We start from the raw sequence: 15,376 nt of genomic DNA on the forward strand, positions 1-15,376 counted from the left end.
CCGACCGGTGGCGGCGGACTCCCTCAGGACCCGCCGCCACCGTGGCGCTCCTTCCGCTCCGTCCAGTCCTGCCAGTGGAGCAGCAACTCCTTGCCCCGCCGCCGCGCGGCCACGTCGCACTCGACCGCCGCCAGCAGCGGGGCCGTGCGCCGCCGGGCCAGCAGCAGCCGCTGGTTGACGACCGGCTCGGGCCGCCAGTGGTGTTTGTACGGCTCGTTGCCGCGCAGCAGGCTCAGCGTGCCGTGCCCGCCCTCCTGGGTGTGCCGGCTGCACGCGTCGAGCAGCATCACCGCCACGTCCGCCTTGCGTTCGCGCAGGCACGGATGGGCGCCGTACAGGTAGCCGCCCGCCAGCCGCCGCGACATCAGGGTCAGGTCCACGGCCACCACGTCGTCGTCGAGACGGAACTCGGTGACCACCGCGTCCCCGGAGCGCACCATCGGCGCGACCGAGCGCACCAGGTGTTCGCGGAACCGCGGCCGAAGATGCTCGGGCGTCACACCCCGGCCCTCCCACTGGAGGGCGTGCAGCTCGATGAGCCGCCGCAGCGCCTTGTCCACCTCGTCCGGTGTCACGGTGTGCCGCTGGATCCCGAGCGCGGTCAGCTTGCGCAGCTTGGCGCGGACCCGCTGCTGGGCCTTGGCCGTGGGCAGGCGCGTGATCAGCTCGTCCATGGACACCGCGGGCAGTTCCAGGCACACCGAGTCGTCCACCCGGCGTCGGGGCCCGTTCCAGTGGCCGTAGATCCGCTCGGCGGCCCCGCCCGGGCGGACCTCGCGGAGGTCGATCAGGGCGGTGCGAGCGGCCGCGGACAGGCCCCCGGCGAGCGCGGTGACCGCCTCCGGGCCGCGCTCGTCGTCCAGCAGGACGTCCCCGTAGTCGGAGATGGACCCGCCGAGCGGCACGAGCGAGGGCACAGGGCGGTCCACGCGCATCAGCGGCGCGGCGGCGGCCAGGTCCGCCCCGTCGCGCACCAGCACCAGCCGCAGCCGGCCGCGTCTGCCGTACGACAGCCACCAGGAGTGCAGCCAGGCGTGACTCTGGAAGGGGGTGGCGGACCCGCAGCGGCGGTACAAGTCACCCCACTCCGCAGCCAGTTCCGCGAAGTCCCGCTCCGTGGTGACGAGTTCCGCCCGGTACCTCACAGCTGCCCGTGGGTGTCGCCGGCCATGGCCGGACCCGGTACGGGCGCGGGGCGCCCGGCCGCGTCCCCGGACCGCCTGGGCCGGGCCAGCAGTGCCAGCCCGCCGAGCAGGCCGCCCGCGCTCGCGCCCACCAGGCCGGTCAGGGTGGGGGAGGCCGAGGACGGCTCGCTGGGCTTGGTGGCCCGGGCGAACGTCTGAAGCTCGACGCGGGTGGCGCCCTTGGTGTCGTTCGCATGCCGGGTCAGCGCGCGGGAGACGGCGTTGGCCATGTCGGCGGCCAGGTCGGGGCGGGTGGAGGTGGCCGTGACGGCGACCATCGGAGCGTCCGGCGAGGTCTGCGTCCGCACGCTCGACTTCAGCGTCGTCACCGGCACACCGGCCCACACCTGCGCGTCTCCGAGCACCGCGAGCTGCGTGGCGACCCGGCCGTAGGCCTGCGCGAAGCCGATCGCCGTCGCCGGGTCGGACTTCTCGGTGGGGACGGCGACGACGTAGGACGTGGCGGTGTACTCGGGCTGCTCGGTGAGCCCGTACACCCCGCCGAGCAGGCCGCCGACGAGGGTTCCGGCCGCGAGCAGGGACCAGGGCGGCAGGGTCCTGACGCGGGCCAGGCCGGTGGCCGGGTGGCTCGGTCCGGTGGGGTTCTCGGTCATGAGAGAGGGGCTCCCTGGGGTGATGGAGAGATGGAAGGGGCGGCCACCGCCGCCGCGTAGACGTTCATCAGGCGATCGGCGCTGCGGGTGATGCTGTAGCGGTCGGCGGCCTCGGGCGCGGTGCGCGGTCCGGGGCCCATGGCCCGGGTCGCGGTGACGGCCCGCGCGAAGGCGTCGGGGCCGCCCCGGACGAAGCGCGCGGCCGGCGCGGTGTGCGCGGGCAGGTCCTCGAGTGCCGGGCAGGAGGAGTAGAGGACGGGCAGCCCCGACGCCAGCGCCTCCACCGTCGCCAGACCGAAGGTCTCCTCCGGACAGGGGGAGGCGAGCAGGTCCATCGCCGAGGTGAGGGAGGGCAGGTCGGGGCCGGGGGTGCCGTCGGGGACGCAGGGGCGTTCGCCGGTGAACAGCACGCGGTCCGCGACCCCGGCGTCCTGGGCGGTCCGCCGCAGGGTGTGCTCCTGCGGTCCGCCCCCGGCCAGCAACAGCCAGTGGTCGGCGGGGAGCTGGGCAAGAGCCCGGATCAGGACGTCGAAGCGTTTGCCGGCCGTGAGCCGGCCGATGCCGCCGATGAGATACGCCGTCTCGGGCAGGCCCAGCCGCTGTCGGGTGCGCAGACGCCGGTCCGGGTCGAAGCGGAAGCGGTCCAGGTCGACACCGTTGGGGACGACCTCGATCCGGGGGGCCGGAACGCCCCAGCGCCGCAGCCGTTCGGCGACGGTCGGGGAGACGGCGACCGTGCTCCGGCCCAGGCGCTCGCTGGCCAGGTAGAGGCCACGTACCCCCGCCGTCAGTGGGCGGCCCTCCATCTGCGAGTCACCCAGGGAGTGTTCGGTGGCGACGATCGCCCGGACGCCCGCGAGCCGCGCGGCGAGCCGGCCGTAGACGCAGGCACGGTAGAGGTGGGTGTGCACGAGGTCGTAGCCGCCCGTGCGGATCAGCCGGACCAGGCGAGGCAGCGCGCCCAGGTCCCGGTTGCCGGCCATCCCCAGGTGGGTCACCCGCACCCCGTCGGCGGCCAGCCCGTCGGCGACCGCGCCCGGGTTGGTGAGCGTGACGACCTCGCAGTCGACCGGCAGGTGCCGCAGCAGGAGCCGGAGCTGCTGCTCGGCACCGCCGACGCCCAGGCCGGTGATGACATGCAGGGCCCGCACGTCAGACCCCCTCGACAGGGCGCCGGCGCAGGCGGTGCAGCCGGTACTTCAGAAACAGGCGTACGGCGTGGTCGTCCTGCCCGACGTACAGGCGGGGCAGTGCGTACGGGCCGTTCAGCGGACCGGGGTCGATCGCGCAGGCGTATGTGTATCCGGCGTCGCGGACGGCGTCCACGGCACGCTGGTCGATCGCGCCGTACGGGTAGCAGAAGCCGTTCACGGGAGAGCCCGTCAACTGTTCCAGCGTGGCCCGGCTCTCGACGACCTCGGCCTTCACCAGGGCGTCGTCCGCCTTGGTCAGGTCGATGTGGGTCAGCCCGTGCGAGCCGATCTCCACCCCCTCGGCCGCCGCCTGCCGGATGGCGTCCGCGGTGAGCAGCGGCTTGCGCGGGCCCAGCCGGTCCCAGGCGTTGTCCCCGCCGAGCCGGCCCGGCAGCGCGAAGAGAGTGGCGCCGAAGCCGTACCGGCGCAGTACCGGCAGGGCATGGTCGACGAAGTCGGCGTAACCGTCGTCGAAGGTGAGTCCGACCAGCTTGCGGCCCTCGCCGCGGGCGCGGGCGGCCAGCAGGTCGGCCACGGAGACACCGGTGAGGCCGCGTCCGCGCAGCCAGCGCAGTTGCCGGTCCAGCCGTTCGGGCGTGACCGTGACGCGGTAGGGGTCGTCCGAGTAGTCGCCCACGGAGTGGTACATCGCCACCCAGGGCACCGGGCCTCTGAGAGGGGCGCTGTCAGCGGAAACGGGCATGCGAGAGCCTTCGGGTGACGGTGCGTAGGGAACGCAGAGCGGAAGCGACGCCCTGGACGTTCAGGGCCCGGGCAAGGAGGACGAAGACGGCGACCACGGTCAGGGAACCCGTGGCCAGACCCGGTACCGCCGAGTCGAATCGGCTCGCCGCGAACGCGCCGGTGACGGTTGCGACGACCGCCGCGTACAGCGTCCTGCTCAGCCCGGCGAGAACCCGCCGGGTGCGGATCGGGACGTTGCGCGCGCCCATGCCGGCGAGCAGCATCAAGGCCGTGACGGTGATGCCGATGGCGTTGGCGGCGGCGATCCCGGCCACTCCCCACGGGCCCACCGTCCAGCTGCCGACGCCGGCGGTGGTGACGATGCCGACGGCCATCGCGCCGAGCGGATACCAGGTGGAGCGGCCCGCGGAGAAGTGGGACCGGACCAGACACCCGACCAGGGTCTGACTGAGCAGCCCGAGTGCGTACACGCGCATGACCCCCGCGGTCGCCGCCGTGTCCGCCGCGGTGAACTCGCCTCGCTGGAAGAGGAGTTCGACCATCTGGGGGGCGCAGGCGATCACCGTGGCCGCGCCGAGCAGCACCAGACACGCGGCCAGCGCCAGGTCCCGCTCCACGCGGTCCCGGGCCCGCTCCGTGTCGCCGTCGGCCAGCGCCCGCGCCACCACGGGGAAGGTGACCGTGCACAGCATCAGCGACAGCGTCATCGGGATCTGAGCCACCTTCTGCGCGTAGTTGAGGTGCGAGATGGCGCCGGCCGGGAGGGCGGAGGCGAGAAAGCGCTCGATGAGGACCTGGGACTGCCGGCACAGGGCGAAGAGGAGGACGGTGGCGACCATGGCCAGCGTCATGCTCTGCCCGGCCGCCTCGGCGGATGCGACCCGGGGCGCTGCCCGGCGTCGCGACTGCCGCCAGACGGATGGCAGTTGGATCGCCACCATCAATCCACCGCCCACCGCGACCCCGACGGCCGCCGAGCGCACGCCCCACTGCCCGCCGAGCACGAACATCGCGGTGATGATGCCGGCGTTGTAGGCCACGTAGATGGCGGCCGGCGCGAGGAAGGTCCGGTGCGCCCTGAGGGCGGCGCTGCAGTATCCGGCGAGCCCGAAGCCCAGCACGCTCAGCGCGGTCACCCGGGTGCAGTCGACGGCGAGGCCCGGGTCGGGAAGCCCGGGTGCCAGGGCCTCGACCAGGTAGGGGGCGGTGCCGATGACCAGCGCGGACACGGCGACGAAGGCCAGCGACAGCCAGGGGAGCGTGGCCACCACCAGCGAGCGGACCGGGTCGCCGGGAGCGCCCTGCGCACGGCGGGCCAGCGCCAGGCTGAACGCCGGGATCAGCGCGAAGGACAGCCCGTCCTCGATGAACAGGGTGGAGGCGAACTCGGGCACGGTCCAGGCCACCAGGAAGGCGTCCGTCTCGCTCCCGGCACCGAAGAGCCGGGCCAGCGCCTGGTCACGGACCAGCCCGAGCAGGGCTCCGACGATCGAGAGGCCGGCCGTGACCAGGGTGGCCTTGGCGAGGAACCCCCCGGAGACGGGGGCGAGTTCGCTGGCGTCGGCGGTGCGGGCCGAGGGAAACACCACCGTGCCGTCGGTGTCGGCGTGCGCGTCGGGCCTGGGGGGCGTCACCTTCATCGCACCGTGTCCCATGCCGTCGTCGCGCCGCTTGCGACCAGCGCCCACCAGGCCACCAGTCCGAAGCACACCGCCGTCAGCACGGTCGAGGGGCCGCCGATGTCGGCGTACAGGAAGTCGGTCAGCTGCCAGATCAGCAGGCCGCAGGCGACGAGTGCGCAGTCGAGCCCGGGGCCGTTCCGCCGTACCCGGAACAGCCCGTACAGCCCGCACACCAGCAGGGCCAGCCAGCAGCCCGCCAGCGCGAGCAGTCCGAGCAGGCCCTGTTCGGCGAGGACGAGGAGGTACATGTTGTGCGGGGACAGCAGCGGCTGCTTGCGGAAGTCCGCGCCCGCGCCCTCCGTGTCGCTGCCCGCGGACAGCGCGAGCGAGGCGTGCGCGTCCCGGTGCTCGGCGAAGCCCTTCAACCCGACGCCGGTGAGCGGCTGTTCGCGCCACATGCCGACCGCCGCCGCCCACAGCGTGTAGCGGTCGGTGACGGACTGGTCCGGCGCGTCGGTGACCCGTGTGACGCTGTCGACCCGCTCCTGGAGCTGCGCCGAACCCAGTCCGAGCCCGCCCACCAGGATCACGCCCGTCGCGACCACCGCCGCGGTCACCGCCAGCGCCCGCCGCAGCCCGGCCAGCATCAGCTGCGCCCCGCACGTCACGGCCGTCGCGATCCACGCACCGCGGCTGAAGGACAGCGCGAGCGGCAGCAGCAGGGCGACTGCGCAAGCGGCGGCAACCGCCCGCTCCCGTACGGAGGTCCGCCCCAGGGCCAGCCCCACCGCGCACACCAGCCCGAAGGAGACGACGGTCGCCATCCCCATCACGTCGCTCGCCCCGAAGGTACCGACGGCCCGGATGTCCTCGCCCTGGTACGAGGCGCCGGTCCCCGTCATGTACTGATGCGTGCCGATCGCGCCCTGCCACCCGGCGAGTCCCACGAACGCCCAGGCCAGCAGCCGGAAGTCACCCCGGTCGCGGATCAGCAGCATGACGGCGGCCGGGACCAGCACGAACACCTGGAGGTAGCGGCCCATGCCGCTGATCCCCGCGCCCGGCGAGGCGGCCCCCGCCGCGGCGAGCGCGAGCCCGGCCACGGGAAGGCCCAGCAGCACGACCGCCGTACGGGACAGGGGACGCCGCCGGTCCCGTACGAGACGGATCGCGCAGTACCCGACGACGAGTGCGGAGACCGCGTCGGCCGGTCCCGCGCCGCCCTCGTCGCCCGGCGCGAGCGGCAGCGCGAGCAGGGCGACCACGGCGAGCACGGGCAGGACGGGGGGCCACTGCCGGACGCGGGGCAGGGTCAGGGCGAGGGTCATGTGCTCAGCTCCCCGTCGGGCGCACGAGCGCGGCCGCGGTGCGCAGCAGGATGCAGACGTCCTGCCACAGCGACCAGTTGTCGATGTAGGCGTTGTCGAAACGGGCCCGGTCCTCGATGGAGGTGTCCCCGCGCAGACCGTGGATCTGGGAGAGGCCGGTGATGCCGGTCTGCATGCGGTGGCGGGCCGCGTAACCCGGGTGGGCCTGGCTGAACTTGGCGACGAAGTACGGGCGTTCGGGGCGCGGTCCGACCAGGCTCATGTCGCCCCACAGGACGTTCCACAGCTGGAGCAGCTCGTCCAGTGAGGTGCGGCGCAGGAAGCGGCAGAACCACGGCATGCGGTGTTCGTTCGCCACACTCCAGCGGGTCGCCGCCTCGTGCTCGTCGACCGGGCGGTGGGTGCGGAACTTCAGCAGGGTGAAGGGCCGGCCGTCCTTGCCGATGCGCTCCTGCCGGAACACCACGCCCGGCCCGCCGGTCATTCGCAGCGCGAGCGCGCACACCAGCAGCAGCGGGCTGACCATCAGCAACAGCGTCCCGGAGACGGCCACGTCCAGCGCCCGCTTGCCGAGACCGCCGTGCCACCGCGAGCCCATCTCCAGCCGACGACAGGAGAACCCGGCGAGCTGGTCCTTCGAGGCGTACGACGGTGAGTCCGGCTCCACCTCCCACACCGCGCAGCCCGACTCGGCGAGCGCCCGCAGCAGCGGCCCCTGGGCCGAGCGTGCGGAGGGATGGACGACCAGGACGTCCCGCACAGCGTTCTGGATGAGGGCTCGCTCGACCTCCTCGCCGGTCGTCAGCACCGGCAACTGGCCCCCGCCGTCCGGCTGTTCGGTCACGATCCCCACCGGCCGCACCCCGCACCGCGGATGCCGCAGTACGGCGGCGGCCACCCGCTGCGCGGTCGCGGCCGGGCCGACGACCAGCGCGGCCCGCGGCCGGGCGCGCCGCAGCACGCGCCGCCGCCAGTGCACGGCGCCCCGGGCCGCGCAGGCCGTCGCCGACTGGAGCACGAAGCCCGCGGCGAGGGTGCGGGCCGGCAGGGCATGGTGGGGTGCGTACGCGGCGACGAGCGCCGCGACCGCCAGCCAGGCGATCGCGATCCGGCCGCACACGGAGGGCAGTTCGTCGAGGATCCCCGGCACCGGCCGGGCCGAGTGCCGGCGCAGCAGCATCGACGCGGTCACCAGCAGCGCCACCAGCAGCACTTGGTGCTCCGCGCCGGCGAGTGTCACCGCGCCCAGCAGGGCGGCGACGCTGTCCGCGGCGAGCAGCGGGGCCGTGGAGGCGGGCCGGGACGGGGGTCTGCGGGCCGGGAAGCGGAAACCGGCTGCGGTGCCGCGCGACGGCATGACGAACAGGGGCGCGAAACCGGGATCCCGAGGCTGGGCACCGGGCGAGGGGACGGTACTTTCCGCGGTCACGAGTGGATGAACTCCCTGTACTCGGTGGGCACGGCGTATGCGGCGGCCGGGCCGCCGAGCACGTCGCGGTACACGGCCGCCACCGCCTCGGCGGTGAGCCGTACGTCGTGCGTGGACAGGACGTGGCGGCGCCCCTGGTGGCCGAGCGCCTCGCGCAGCAACGGGTCGAGCAGCAGCGTGGTGACCGCCTCGGCGAGCGGCGTCGGATCACCCGGCGGCACCAGGCAGCGGGGGACGAGCGCGGGCGGCAGGCTCTCCCGGGCACCGTCCACATCGGTCAGCACCACGGGCCGTCCGCAGGACATCGCCTCCAGCGGGGCGAGCGCCATGCCCTCCCAGAGCGAGGGCAGCACGACCAGGTCGGCGGCCTGGTACCAGGGCGCGGTGTCGGTGACTGCCCCGGCGAACAGCACGGACCGCGGTGCGCGGGAGCGCAGCCGTTCCTGGTCGGGCCCGTCACCGACGAGCACGAGCCGGGCGTCCGGCACCCGCCGCGACACGCTGTCCCAGGCGTCCAGCAGGATGTCCTGCCCCTTCTGCCGGCACAGCCGCCCCACGCACACCACGAGAGGCGCCGCCGGATCGACATCGGGAAGGACACCGGACCGTACGGTGTCGACGGGGGCGGGGTGGAAACGTTCGGGCCGGATGCCGTTGGGGACCACCGTCCACCGCCCGCCGATGCCGGCGCGCACGCCGGTCGCGCGCTCCGCCGCGCTCACACACACCACTTGGGACGCCCAACGCGCCGCCCACCGCTCCCACCGCAGCGCGAGCGCCGCCGTCATCCCGCCGACCGCCTCGAAAGACCAGGCGTGCGGCTGGAACACGGTCGGGATCCGCCCGCGTACCGCGAGCCGGCCGACCAGGCCCGCCTTCGCGCTGTGCGCGTGCACCAGGTCGGGCCGCACGTCCGCGATCACCTGACCGAGCCGCCGTACCTCGTGCACGAGGGCCGGACCCGGCGAGCGGGTGGCGTGCCAGTGCCGTACGTCGGCGCCGAGCCCGCGCAGGGCGGGGGCGAGGGGGCCGTCCGGGCAGGCGACCGTCACGTGCAGACCGGCCGCGAGCTGGGCTCGGGCCAGGTCCGTCACCACACGGGCGACCCCGCCGTCCACGGGCTGGGTCAGATGCAGGACTCGCGGCCGGGGATCGGGGACTGACTGGTGCATGCGCGTTTCCTCGCTCACGGACGGCGCTCGGGACAGGAGGGAAGGCGCCTACGCGCGGGCGGCAGCAGCGACGAAGAGCACGCCGGCCCTGGCCGCGTCGCGCTGGGAAACGAGCCGGAAGGCCGACTGGTCACCACCGGACCGCAGCGCCTTGCCGAGTTCGAACAGATCGGGGGCGTGACCGAGGGCGTTCACGCCGAGGCCGTGCAACCGCATCCGCATCCCGGTACGGGAGTTGAGTGCCTCGTATCCGTCGAAGCCGTTGTCCGCCGCGCGGACGCCGCCCCTGGCAACGTGGCACAGCGGGACCCGGGAAATACGCATGACCGGCATTGCCCTTTCGGGAAGGTGGCGTGACGAATGCGATGTGCTGGCTGCATGGGTGCCTCAAGAGCTTCGCAACCCTATCCGGTATGCGCATTTAGTCCGTGAAACCCGACATGTGTGTCGGGCGGTGAGGCACGTTCGTTCGTGAGATCACCCCATTGGCGGCACAACCCGCGCGGGCGCCACGCGTTGACACAGGGCCGGGCATCCCCGCCCGGTTGTTTGTGTCAACCCAAGGAGTACCTCTCCATGTCGCGTATCGCGAAGGGCCTGGCCCTGACCACCGTTGCGGCCGCCGCCGTTGCGGGCACCGCGGGCATCGCCGCCGCCGACAGCGGCGCGCAGGGCGTTGCCGCCCACTCCCCGGGCGTGCTGTCGGGCAACGTCATCCAGGTCCCGATCCACGTTCCGATCAACGTTTGCGGCAACACCGTCAACGGCATCGCTGCGCTGAACCCCGCGTTCGGCAATGAGTGCGAGAACGACTGACGTCGGCTCTCCGCCTTCGCCGGCCGCCCTCCCGTGGACCCGTCCACGGGAGCGCGGCCGGTCCGTGTTTCCCCGGATGGGGGGTGACCTGCGGAGCGCGTGAGCCCGGTCCTGAGGCGCCCCTCACCAGGGGCGATGTCCGAGGGGCGCAGGCGGGGCGGTGTCAGGGAGTGATCGCTGGGTTGCAGGGCGCGGTCGTCGCTTCCACGGTGGGCTCAAGATCCGACGCACATCGAAAGGAACACCCATGCGTGGTCTGCCCGCACGGTGCTTCGCCTCCTGCGCACTCTGCGCCGCACTTCTCGTCGCGGTCGCCGGCCCCACCGCGGCGGCCTCCCGTGGGCCCGTGCCCGTCCCCCACGCGGACGCGCTCCGCCCCCAGGTCGAGGCGCTGGCCGAGCTGGGAGGCGTGCTCACCCCGGTCACCGACCTGCTGAACACCGTGCTCAAGGCCGACAACGGCCAGATCTCCGCCGAGCAGGCGGCCAAGCTCGGGGACGCCGTCAAGGACGCCACCGCGAAGATCACCGAGGAGGCCTCGGCGGCCGCCGTCACCCTGCCCGCCACAGGCATGACGACGACACCGAGCACGACGACGGGCAGTACGACGACGCCGACCCCCTCCCTGCTGCTCACGCTCATCCAGAACGGCGACGCCGGGGCGCGGTCCGTAAAGGCGCCGGCCGACCTGCTGGACGACGCGATCGACGCCCTGGAGAAGGCGATCGACGCCCTGCTCGAGGCGGTCACCTCCGGAGAGGCCACCCAGGTCGAGTCCACCCTCCCCGCCGTGGTCAGCGGCCTGGTCGACGCCGTCGCCGCCACCATGATCGACACCGAGCTGCCCGCTCCCGACCTGGCGGGCCTGTCCTCCCTGCCCAGCAGCTCACAACTGCCCGTGTCGTGACGCGCCCGCATCACAGGCGGGCCGGTCTCTCCCGAGGCCGGCACCCGGCATTTTCATGAAAGCCCAATATCCGCGCACGGAGTTTCCGCTCCGGCCGGGGCTCGTTGGGCACGGTGTCGGACTTGCCCGCCCGACGACATGAATTGCCGAAGAGAGGAACACGATGAAGTCCCTGAAGGCTGCTGCTGTAGTTGCCGGTTCCCTGGTTCTTGCCGGTGCCGCCGCGCCCGCGTTCGCTCAGGACACCGCCGATCTGACGCCCACCAGCCTCAACGGCGCCGTCAACTCGCTCACCAAGGGCCCCCTCGACGTGCGGCCGCTGCAGCACCAGTCGGACGCGCTGAACACGGAGAAGAAGAAGTCGCCGCTCCACACCGCCAAGAAGGCGACCACCAAGCTGAACTCCAGGCCCGGACTCCTCGGTGGGCTTCCCGTGGGGAACTGACGTCATCCTCCACGCCGGGGCCGATTTCCCAGCGGCGGCTGCCGCCCGGGATCGGCCCTTCGTGCTGTTCGAGCCGGACAGCACGGCGGAGCGGCGCCTCCCTCGTTCGGATGGAGACGGCATCAGCGCTCCCCCGCCCGGGTGAGAAACGGCCGCCCCCCGTCCGGCCCGTGGATACGGTCGCGCGGTGACCAAAACCTCCAGCGAAGCCCGCCCTCTGCGCACCGCTGATCTCGGCACTCTCATGATCACGGCTTGGAGCGGCGAGGCTCCCGACGGCCACGACATGGCCTACCTCCTCGCGTGTTCCCTCGGAAACGCCCCCGACGGCCCCGAGGCCGCGACCGCCGCCGTCGAGAGGCTGCTGAACGACAACGGCCTGCCCGTCGGCGGTGGCCTGGTCGACGGCAACGTCAGGCTGAGCCTGCCGGTCACCCTGCTCGTGGTGGCCGGGCACGCCGTCGTCACCATGCCGCATCTGAACACCAAGTGCCCGGTACCGCCGCAATGGCTCGCGGCGGTCGCCAAGCGCGGTTACGCCTACTTCGTGTTCACCACCCGCCCCTGGCCCGAGGCCTCGCGCCAGTCCGTCACTCCGGACGGACTGGCCGCGTTCGCGGGTGCCGAAGAGACGCTGAAGGCCGCCGCCCACATCGTCCTGCCGGCGCGCAGCCTGCGCTCCTGATGCGGCGGGCCGAGAGCGGCGGCCGCGGGTTCGCCCTGCTCCTGCTGTTCACGGGCGCGGCGGGGCTGCTGGCCTCCTGGGTCATCACCCTCGACAAGTTCAAGCTGCTGCAGGACCCCGACTTCACCCCGGGGTGCAGCCTGAACCCGGTGGTGTCCTGCGGCAGCGTCATGGAGAGCGACCAGGCCGAGGCCTTCGGCTTCCCCAACCCGATGCTGGGACTGGTGGCGTACGCCATCGTGATCTGCGTCGGCACGAGCCTGCTGGCCGGCGCCGCCTTCCCGCGCTGGTACTGGCTGACCTTCGACGCCGGCTGCCTGTTCGGCGTCGGCTTCGTGTCGTGGCTGCAGTTCGAGTCGCTGTACCGGATCAATGCCCTGTGTCTGTGGTGCGCACTGGCGTGGGTCGCCACGATCGTCCTGTTCTGGTACGTGACCTCGTTCGTCGTCCGCCACGCTTTCCTGCCCGCGCCCGGCTGGTCGCGGTCCCTCTTCGCCGAGTTCACCTGGGTGATCCCGCTGTCGCACGTCGGGATCGTCGGCATGTTGGTCCTGACCCGCTGGTGGGACTTCTGGACGAGCTGACCGCCTTACGTCGTACTACTGCGGCAACCGGGGGAATCTCGCGCTGGTCACCGCATCAGGATCGTTACCGGTACGGACGTTGAGCCAGCCGAAACCTGAAAGGGACCGTATCTGCCATGAGGTCGACCACCCGAGGAACCCTTGCCGCCGTCATCACGGGCATCGCGGCCGCGGTGGGGGCTGCCGCGTCCCCCGCCGCGGCGGTGGGCACGGTCCCCGTACCCGTGCCGCTGGAGGGCGCCGAGCGCGCTCTCCACATGGAGCTGCCCGAGGCCGGCGGAAAGGTCCCGCTGCTGATGCCGGGCGTCCCCGAGGCACCGAAGTTCGTCGAGGGACGGATCATGCCGGAGCGCGTGATTCCGCCAGTGCCGGTCAACGGCGGGCTGCCCGGCGCCGACCTGAACGCGCCGGTGCCGCACCTCCTCGACGACGAATTCGACCACCTCGGCCTCGACGCGCCCGCCGCCGACGTGCGCACGCTGACGCCGGGCCTGGCCCTGGACGCCCCGCTGACCGTTCCCAAGCCCGGCACCGCCGCGCTGCCGCAGCCGAAGCTCCCGGAGGCGGGCGTCCTGCTGCCGATGGTGCAGGCCGCGCCGGGCGCCGACCTGACCGCGGGGCCCGGCCTGTAGGGCGCGTCGACCCGTCCGACGGGGCCCGGACCGTGACACGGCCCGGGCCCCGTCGGCGCTCCGCGCGCGGAAGTTCACCCCTTGGGCCCTCGGACGGTGACCGCGCAGGCCGTCGGGCGGTTACCGGTACGGACAACCGAACCCGACCCCTCTTGCGTACGAGACGAGGAGCACACGATGGTCATGAGCGTCGGCCGAACACCGGTGGGCGCCGATCCCTCCCTGGCGAGCCCGGAGAGAGGTACCCCCGCCCGCCGGAGCAGGCGGGACCTGCTGCTCGGGCTCTTCGGCCCGGCCGCCGTAGCGGTGGCGCTCACGCCGGTCGTCATCGCCTCGCGGGAGCAGCGCGCGGCCGAACGAGCCGCCCACCTCGCCTTCGACGAGACGTACCGGGGCCGCCTGATCCGCGGCATCCGCAGCTCCGCGGCCGCCGCCGGCGGTGCTCTCGCTGCCGGGCAGTGGCACGTGACCGTGGACGGACGCCCGCTGCACCTGATGCGCCGCGCCGACGGCACCTGGCTGAGCATGGTCGACCACTACCGGTCGTACGCCACTCCTCTGGACGCCGCCCGGGCGGCCGTCGACCAACTGGGGCCCGGGCGGCAGTTGCGGGAGACCTGGAACGACGGGGCGGACATGGGGGGACACAATGGCGTACACGCGTAGGGACGTCAGCACGCTGACCGCGGCCGAGAAGCGGCGGTTCGTGCAGGCGATGCTGGAGCTGAAACGACGCGGCGAGTACGACGAGTTCGTACGGATGCACATCGAGTTCTACGTCTCGGACGGTGAGGACGGACTGCGTACGGCGCACATGTCGCCCTCCTTCCTGCCCTGGCACCGCCGCTTCCTGCTGGAGCTGGAACGGGCCCTGCGCCGCGTCGACTCCTCGGTGACCGTGCCGTACTGGGACTGGACCCGCGACCGCACGTCGAGCGCGGCGCCCTGGACGGACGATCTGCTCGGCGGCACCGGCCGGCTCCCGGACCGTCAGGTGACGACGGGACCCTTCGCCTACGCGAGTGGCAACTGGACGCTCAAGGAACGCATCACCGACGAGGAGTACCTCACCCGGGACCTCGGGCGGTCCGGCGATCCGATCGAGCTGCCGACGCGGAGCGACCTCGAGTGGGCCCTGCGGGACCCCGTCTACGACACCTCGCCCTGGGACTCGACGTCCACCGGGGGGTTCCGCAACAAGCTGGAGGGGTGGGGGAGCGGCCAGGGCGCGACCGCCTGGCGCAACCACAACCGGGTGCACCGCTGGGTCGGCGGGGTGATGGTGAGCGGTGCCTCCGTCAACGACCCGGTGTTCTGGATGCACCACGCCTTCGTCGACCTGTGCTGGTCGCGCTGGCAGCTCCGGCACCGCGACCACCGCTATCTGCCCGCGAGACCGCCCGGCCCGGGCAGCGGCCAGCGCGGCCGCGTCGTCGCCCGTCACGAGAAGCTCCCGCCGTGGGACGTGACCCCGGACGAGTTGGAGGACCACGGCAGGATCTACCGGTACGCGTAGGCCGTAGGGAGGCATGGAACATGGTGTCCGGACACACAAGAGCCCCGGCGCTGGAAGGTGCCGGGGCTCTGGAGTGGGTGCGGGCGATCAGCCGCCGTAGCCCTGCCCGTGGCCGTTCTTGTGGCCACCGGCGCGGTGCTCCTTGTGGCCGCCGTTCTTCTTGTCGGCGTCCTTCTTTTCCTTGTGGTCGCCACTCTTGTTCTCGCAGTGGTTGCCGAACGCCGGGTTCAGCAGGCCGACCACGTTGACGGTGTTGCCGCACACGTTGATCGGGATGTGGATCGGCACCTGGACGACGTTGCCGGACAGGACGCCGGGCGAGTGGACGGCTGCGCCGTTGGCGCCCGCGTCCGCCATGGCCAGGCCGGCGCCGCCGATCATCACGGCACCGGTGCCGAGGGCGACTCCGGCTGCCTTCGCGATGCGAGACATCACGTTCTCCTTTGGTTCGGGGGGTACGACGGCAGGACGCGCCGTCGCACTCCCCGTTCAACGCCGCCCGTCACGGCTGGTAACGGCGCTTCGGTGCAGATCACCCGTTTTG

General features: G+C 72.9%; 17 protein-coding genes and 1 pseudogene. 8 read left to right on the plus strand and 10 right to left on the minus strand.

Going from position 1 to position 15,376, the window contains the following annotated elements; all coding sequences use genetic code 11:
• Positions 1–23: 23 nt before the first annotated feature.
• From M2157_RS30780 to M2157_RS30820, 9 genes and pseudogenes are all read right to left on the minus strand, one after another.
• Positions 24–1,145, minus strand: coding sequence for a GNAT family N-acetyltransferase (locus M2157_RS30780; RefSeq protein WP_280857716.1), 1,122 nt, complete (start codon positions 1,143–1,145; stop codon positions 24–26).
• Positions 1,142–1,798, minus strand: a complete 657-nt coding sequence (locus M2157_RS30785; RefSeq protein ID WP_280857715.1) for a lipopolysaccharide biosynthesis protein — start codon at positions 1,796–1,798, stop codon at positions 1,142–1,144. The genes M2157_RS30780 and M2157_RS30785 overlap by 4 nt, the downstream gene beginning before the upstream one ends.
• Positions 1,795–2,949: a glycosyltransferase gene (locus M2157_RS30790; protein WP_280866816.1), complete on the minus strand. Its 1,155-nt coding sequence runs from the start codon at positions 2,947–2,949 to the stop codon at positions 1,795–1,797. Before M2157_RS30790 ends, M2157_RS30785 begins: the two co-directional genes overlap by 4 nt.
• 1 nt (position 2,950) lies before the next feature.
• Entirely contained in the window at positions 2,951–3,694 is a 744-nt protein-coding gene (locus M2157_RS30795) for a polysaccharide deacetylase family protein (protein WP_280866817.1), read from the minus strand.
• Positions 3,678–5,336, minus strand: coding sequence for a lipid II flippase MurJ (locus M2157_RS30800; RefSeq protein ID WP_280857712.1), 1,659 nt, complete (start codon positions 5,334–5,336; stop codon positions 3,678–3,680). Before M2157_RS30800 ends, M2157_RS30795 begins: the two co-directional genes overlap by 17 nt.
• Positions 5,333–6,646, minus strand: coding sequence for an O-antigen ligase family protein (locus M2157_RS30805; RefSeq protein WP_280866818.1), 1,314 nt, complete (start codon positions 6,644–6,646; stop codon positions 5,333–5,335). The genes M2157_RS30800 and M2157_RS30805 overlap by 4 nt, the downstream gene beginning before the upstream one ends.
• Positions 6,647–6,650: 4 nt before the next feature.
• Positions 6,651–8,075: an exopolysaccharide biosynthesis polyprenyl glycosylphosphotransferase gene (locus M2157_RS30810; protein WP_280857710.1), complete on the minus strand. Its 1,425-nt coding sequence runs from the start codon at positions 8,073–8,075 to the stop codon at positions 6,651–6,653.
• A complete protein-coding gene (locus tag M2157_RS30815) occupies positions 8,072–9,247 on the minus strand; it encodes a glycosyltransferase family 4 protein (RefSeq protein WP_280866819.1) in 1,176 nt (391 codons plus the stop codon). Before M2157_RS30815 ends, M2157_RS30810 begins: the two co-directional genes overlap by 4 nt.
• 48 nt (positions 9,248–9,295) lie before the next feature.
• Positions 9,296–9,439 (minus strand): annotated as a pseudogene (locus tag M2157_RS30820) (DUF3344 domain-containing protein); the annotation flags it as partial.
• Between the two features lie 384 nt (positions 9,440–9,823).
• On the opposite strand from M2157_RS30820, the gene M2157_RS30825 reads away from it, so the two are divergent.
• The 8 genes from M2157_RS30825 (at position 9,824) to M2157_RS30860 (ending at position 14,832) form a co-directional block, all read left to right on the plus strand.
• Complete coding sequence (locus tag M2157_RS30825; protein ID WP_266564531.1) at positions 9,824–10,063, plus strand: chaplin; 240 nt, start codon at positions 9,824–9,826, stop codon at positions 10,061–10,063.
• A 247-nt stretch (positions 10,064–10,310) separates the two neighbouring features.
• On the plus strand, positions 10,311–10,970 hold the full coding sequence (locus tag M2157_RS30830) for a hypothetical protein (RefSeq protein ID WP_280857708.1): 660 nt from the start codon (positions 10,311–10,313) through the stop codon (positions 10,968–10,970).
• 163 nt (positions 10,971–11,133) lie between these two features.
• Positions 11,134–11,415, plus strand: a complete 282-nt coding sequence (locus M2157_RS30835; protein WP_266523628.1) for a hypothetical protein — start codon at positions 11,134–11,136, stop codon at positions 11,413–11,415.
• A gap of 187 nt (positions 11,416–11,602) precedes the next feature.
• Complete coding sequence (locus tag M2157_RS30840; protein WP_280857707.1) at positions 11,603–12,100, plus strand: DUF5949 family protein; 498 nt, start codon at positions 11,603–11,605, stop codon at positions 12,098–12,100.
• Positions 12,100–12,684, plus strand: coding sequence for a vitamin K epoxide reductase family protein (locus M2157_RS30845; protein ID WP_280857706.1), 585 nt, complete (start codon positions 12,100–12,102; stop codon positions 12,682–12,684). The genes M2157_RS30840 and M2157_RS30845 overlap by 1 nt, the downstream gene beginning before the upstream one ends.
• 116 nt (positions 12,685–12,800) lie before the next feature.
• On the plus strand, positions 12,801–13,316 hold the full coding sequence (locus M2157_RS30850) for a hypothetical protein (protein ID WP_280857705.1): 516 nt from the start codon (positions 12,801–12,803) through the stop codon (positions 13,314–13,316).
• Between the two features lie 177 nt (positions 13,317–13,493).
• Positions 13,494–13,982, plus strand: a complete 489-nt coding sequence (locus M2157_RS30855; protein ID WP_280857704.1) for a tyrosinase cofactor — start codon at positions 13,494–13,496, stop codon at positions 13,980–13,982.
• Positions 13,966–14,832, plus strand: a complete 867-nt coding sequence (locus M2157_RS30860) for a tyrosinase family protein (RefSeq protein WP_280857703.1) — start codon at positions 13,966–13,968, stop codon at positions 14,830–14,832. The genes M2157_RS30855 and M2157_RS30860 overlap by 17 nt, the downstream gene beginning before the upstream one ends.
• A gap of 87 nt (positions 14,833–14,919) precedes the next feature.
• On the opposite strand, the gene M2157_RS30865 is transcribed toward M2157_RS30860, so the two are convergent.
• On the minus strand, positions 14,920–15,264 hold the full coding sequence (locus tag M2157_RS30865; protein ID WP_280857702.1) for a chaplin: 345 nt from the start codon (positions 15,262–15,264) through the stop codon (positions 14,920–14,922).
• Between the last annotated feature and the right edge of the window lie 112 nt (positions 15,265–15,376).

The organism is Streptomyces sp. SAI-127 (assembly GCF_029894425.1).
Classification (GTDB): domain Bacteria; phylum Actinomycetota; class Actinomycetes; order Streptomycetales; family Streptomycetaceae; genus Streptomyces.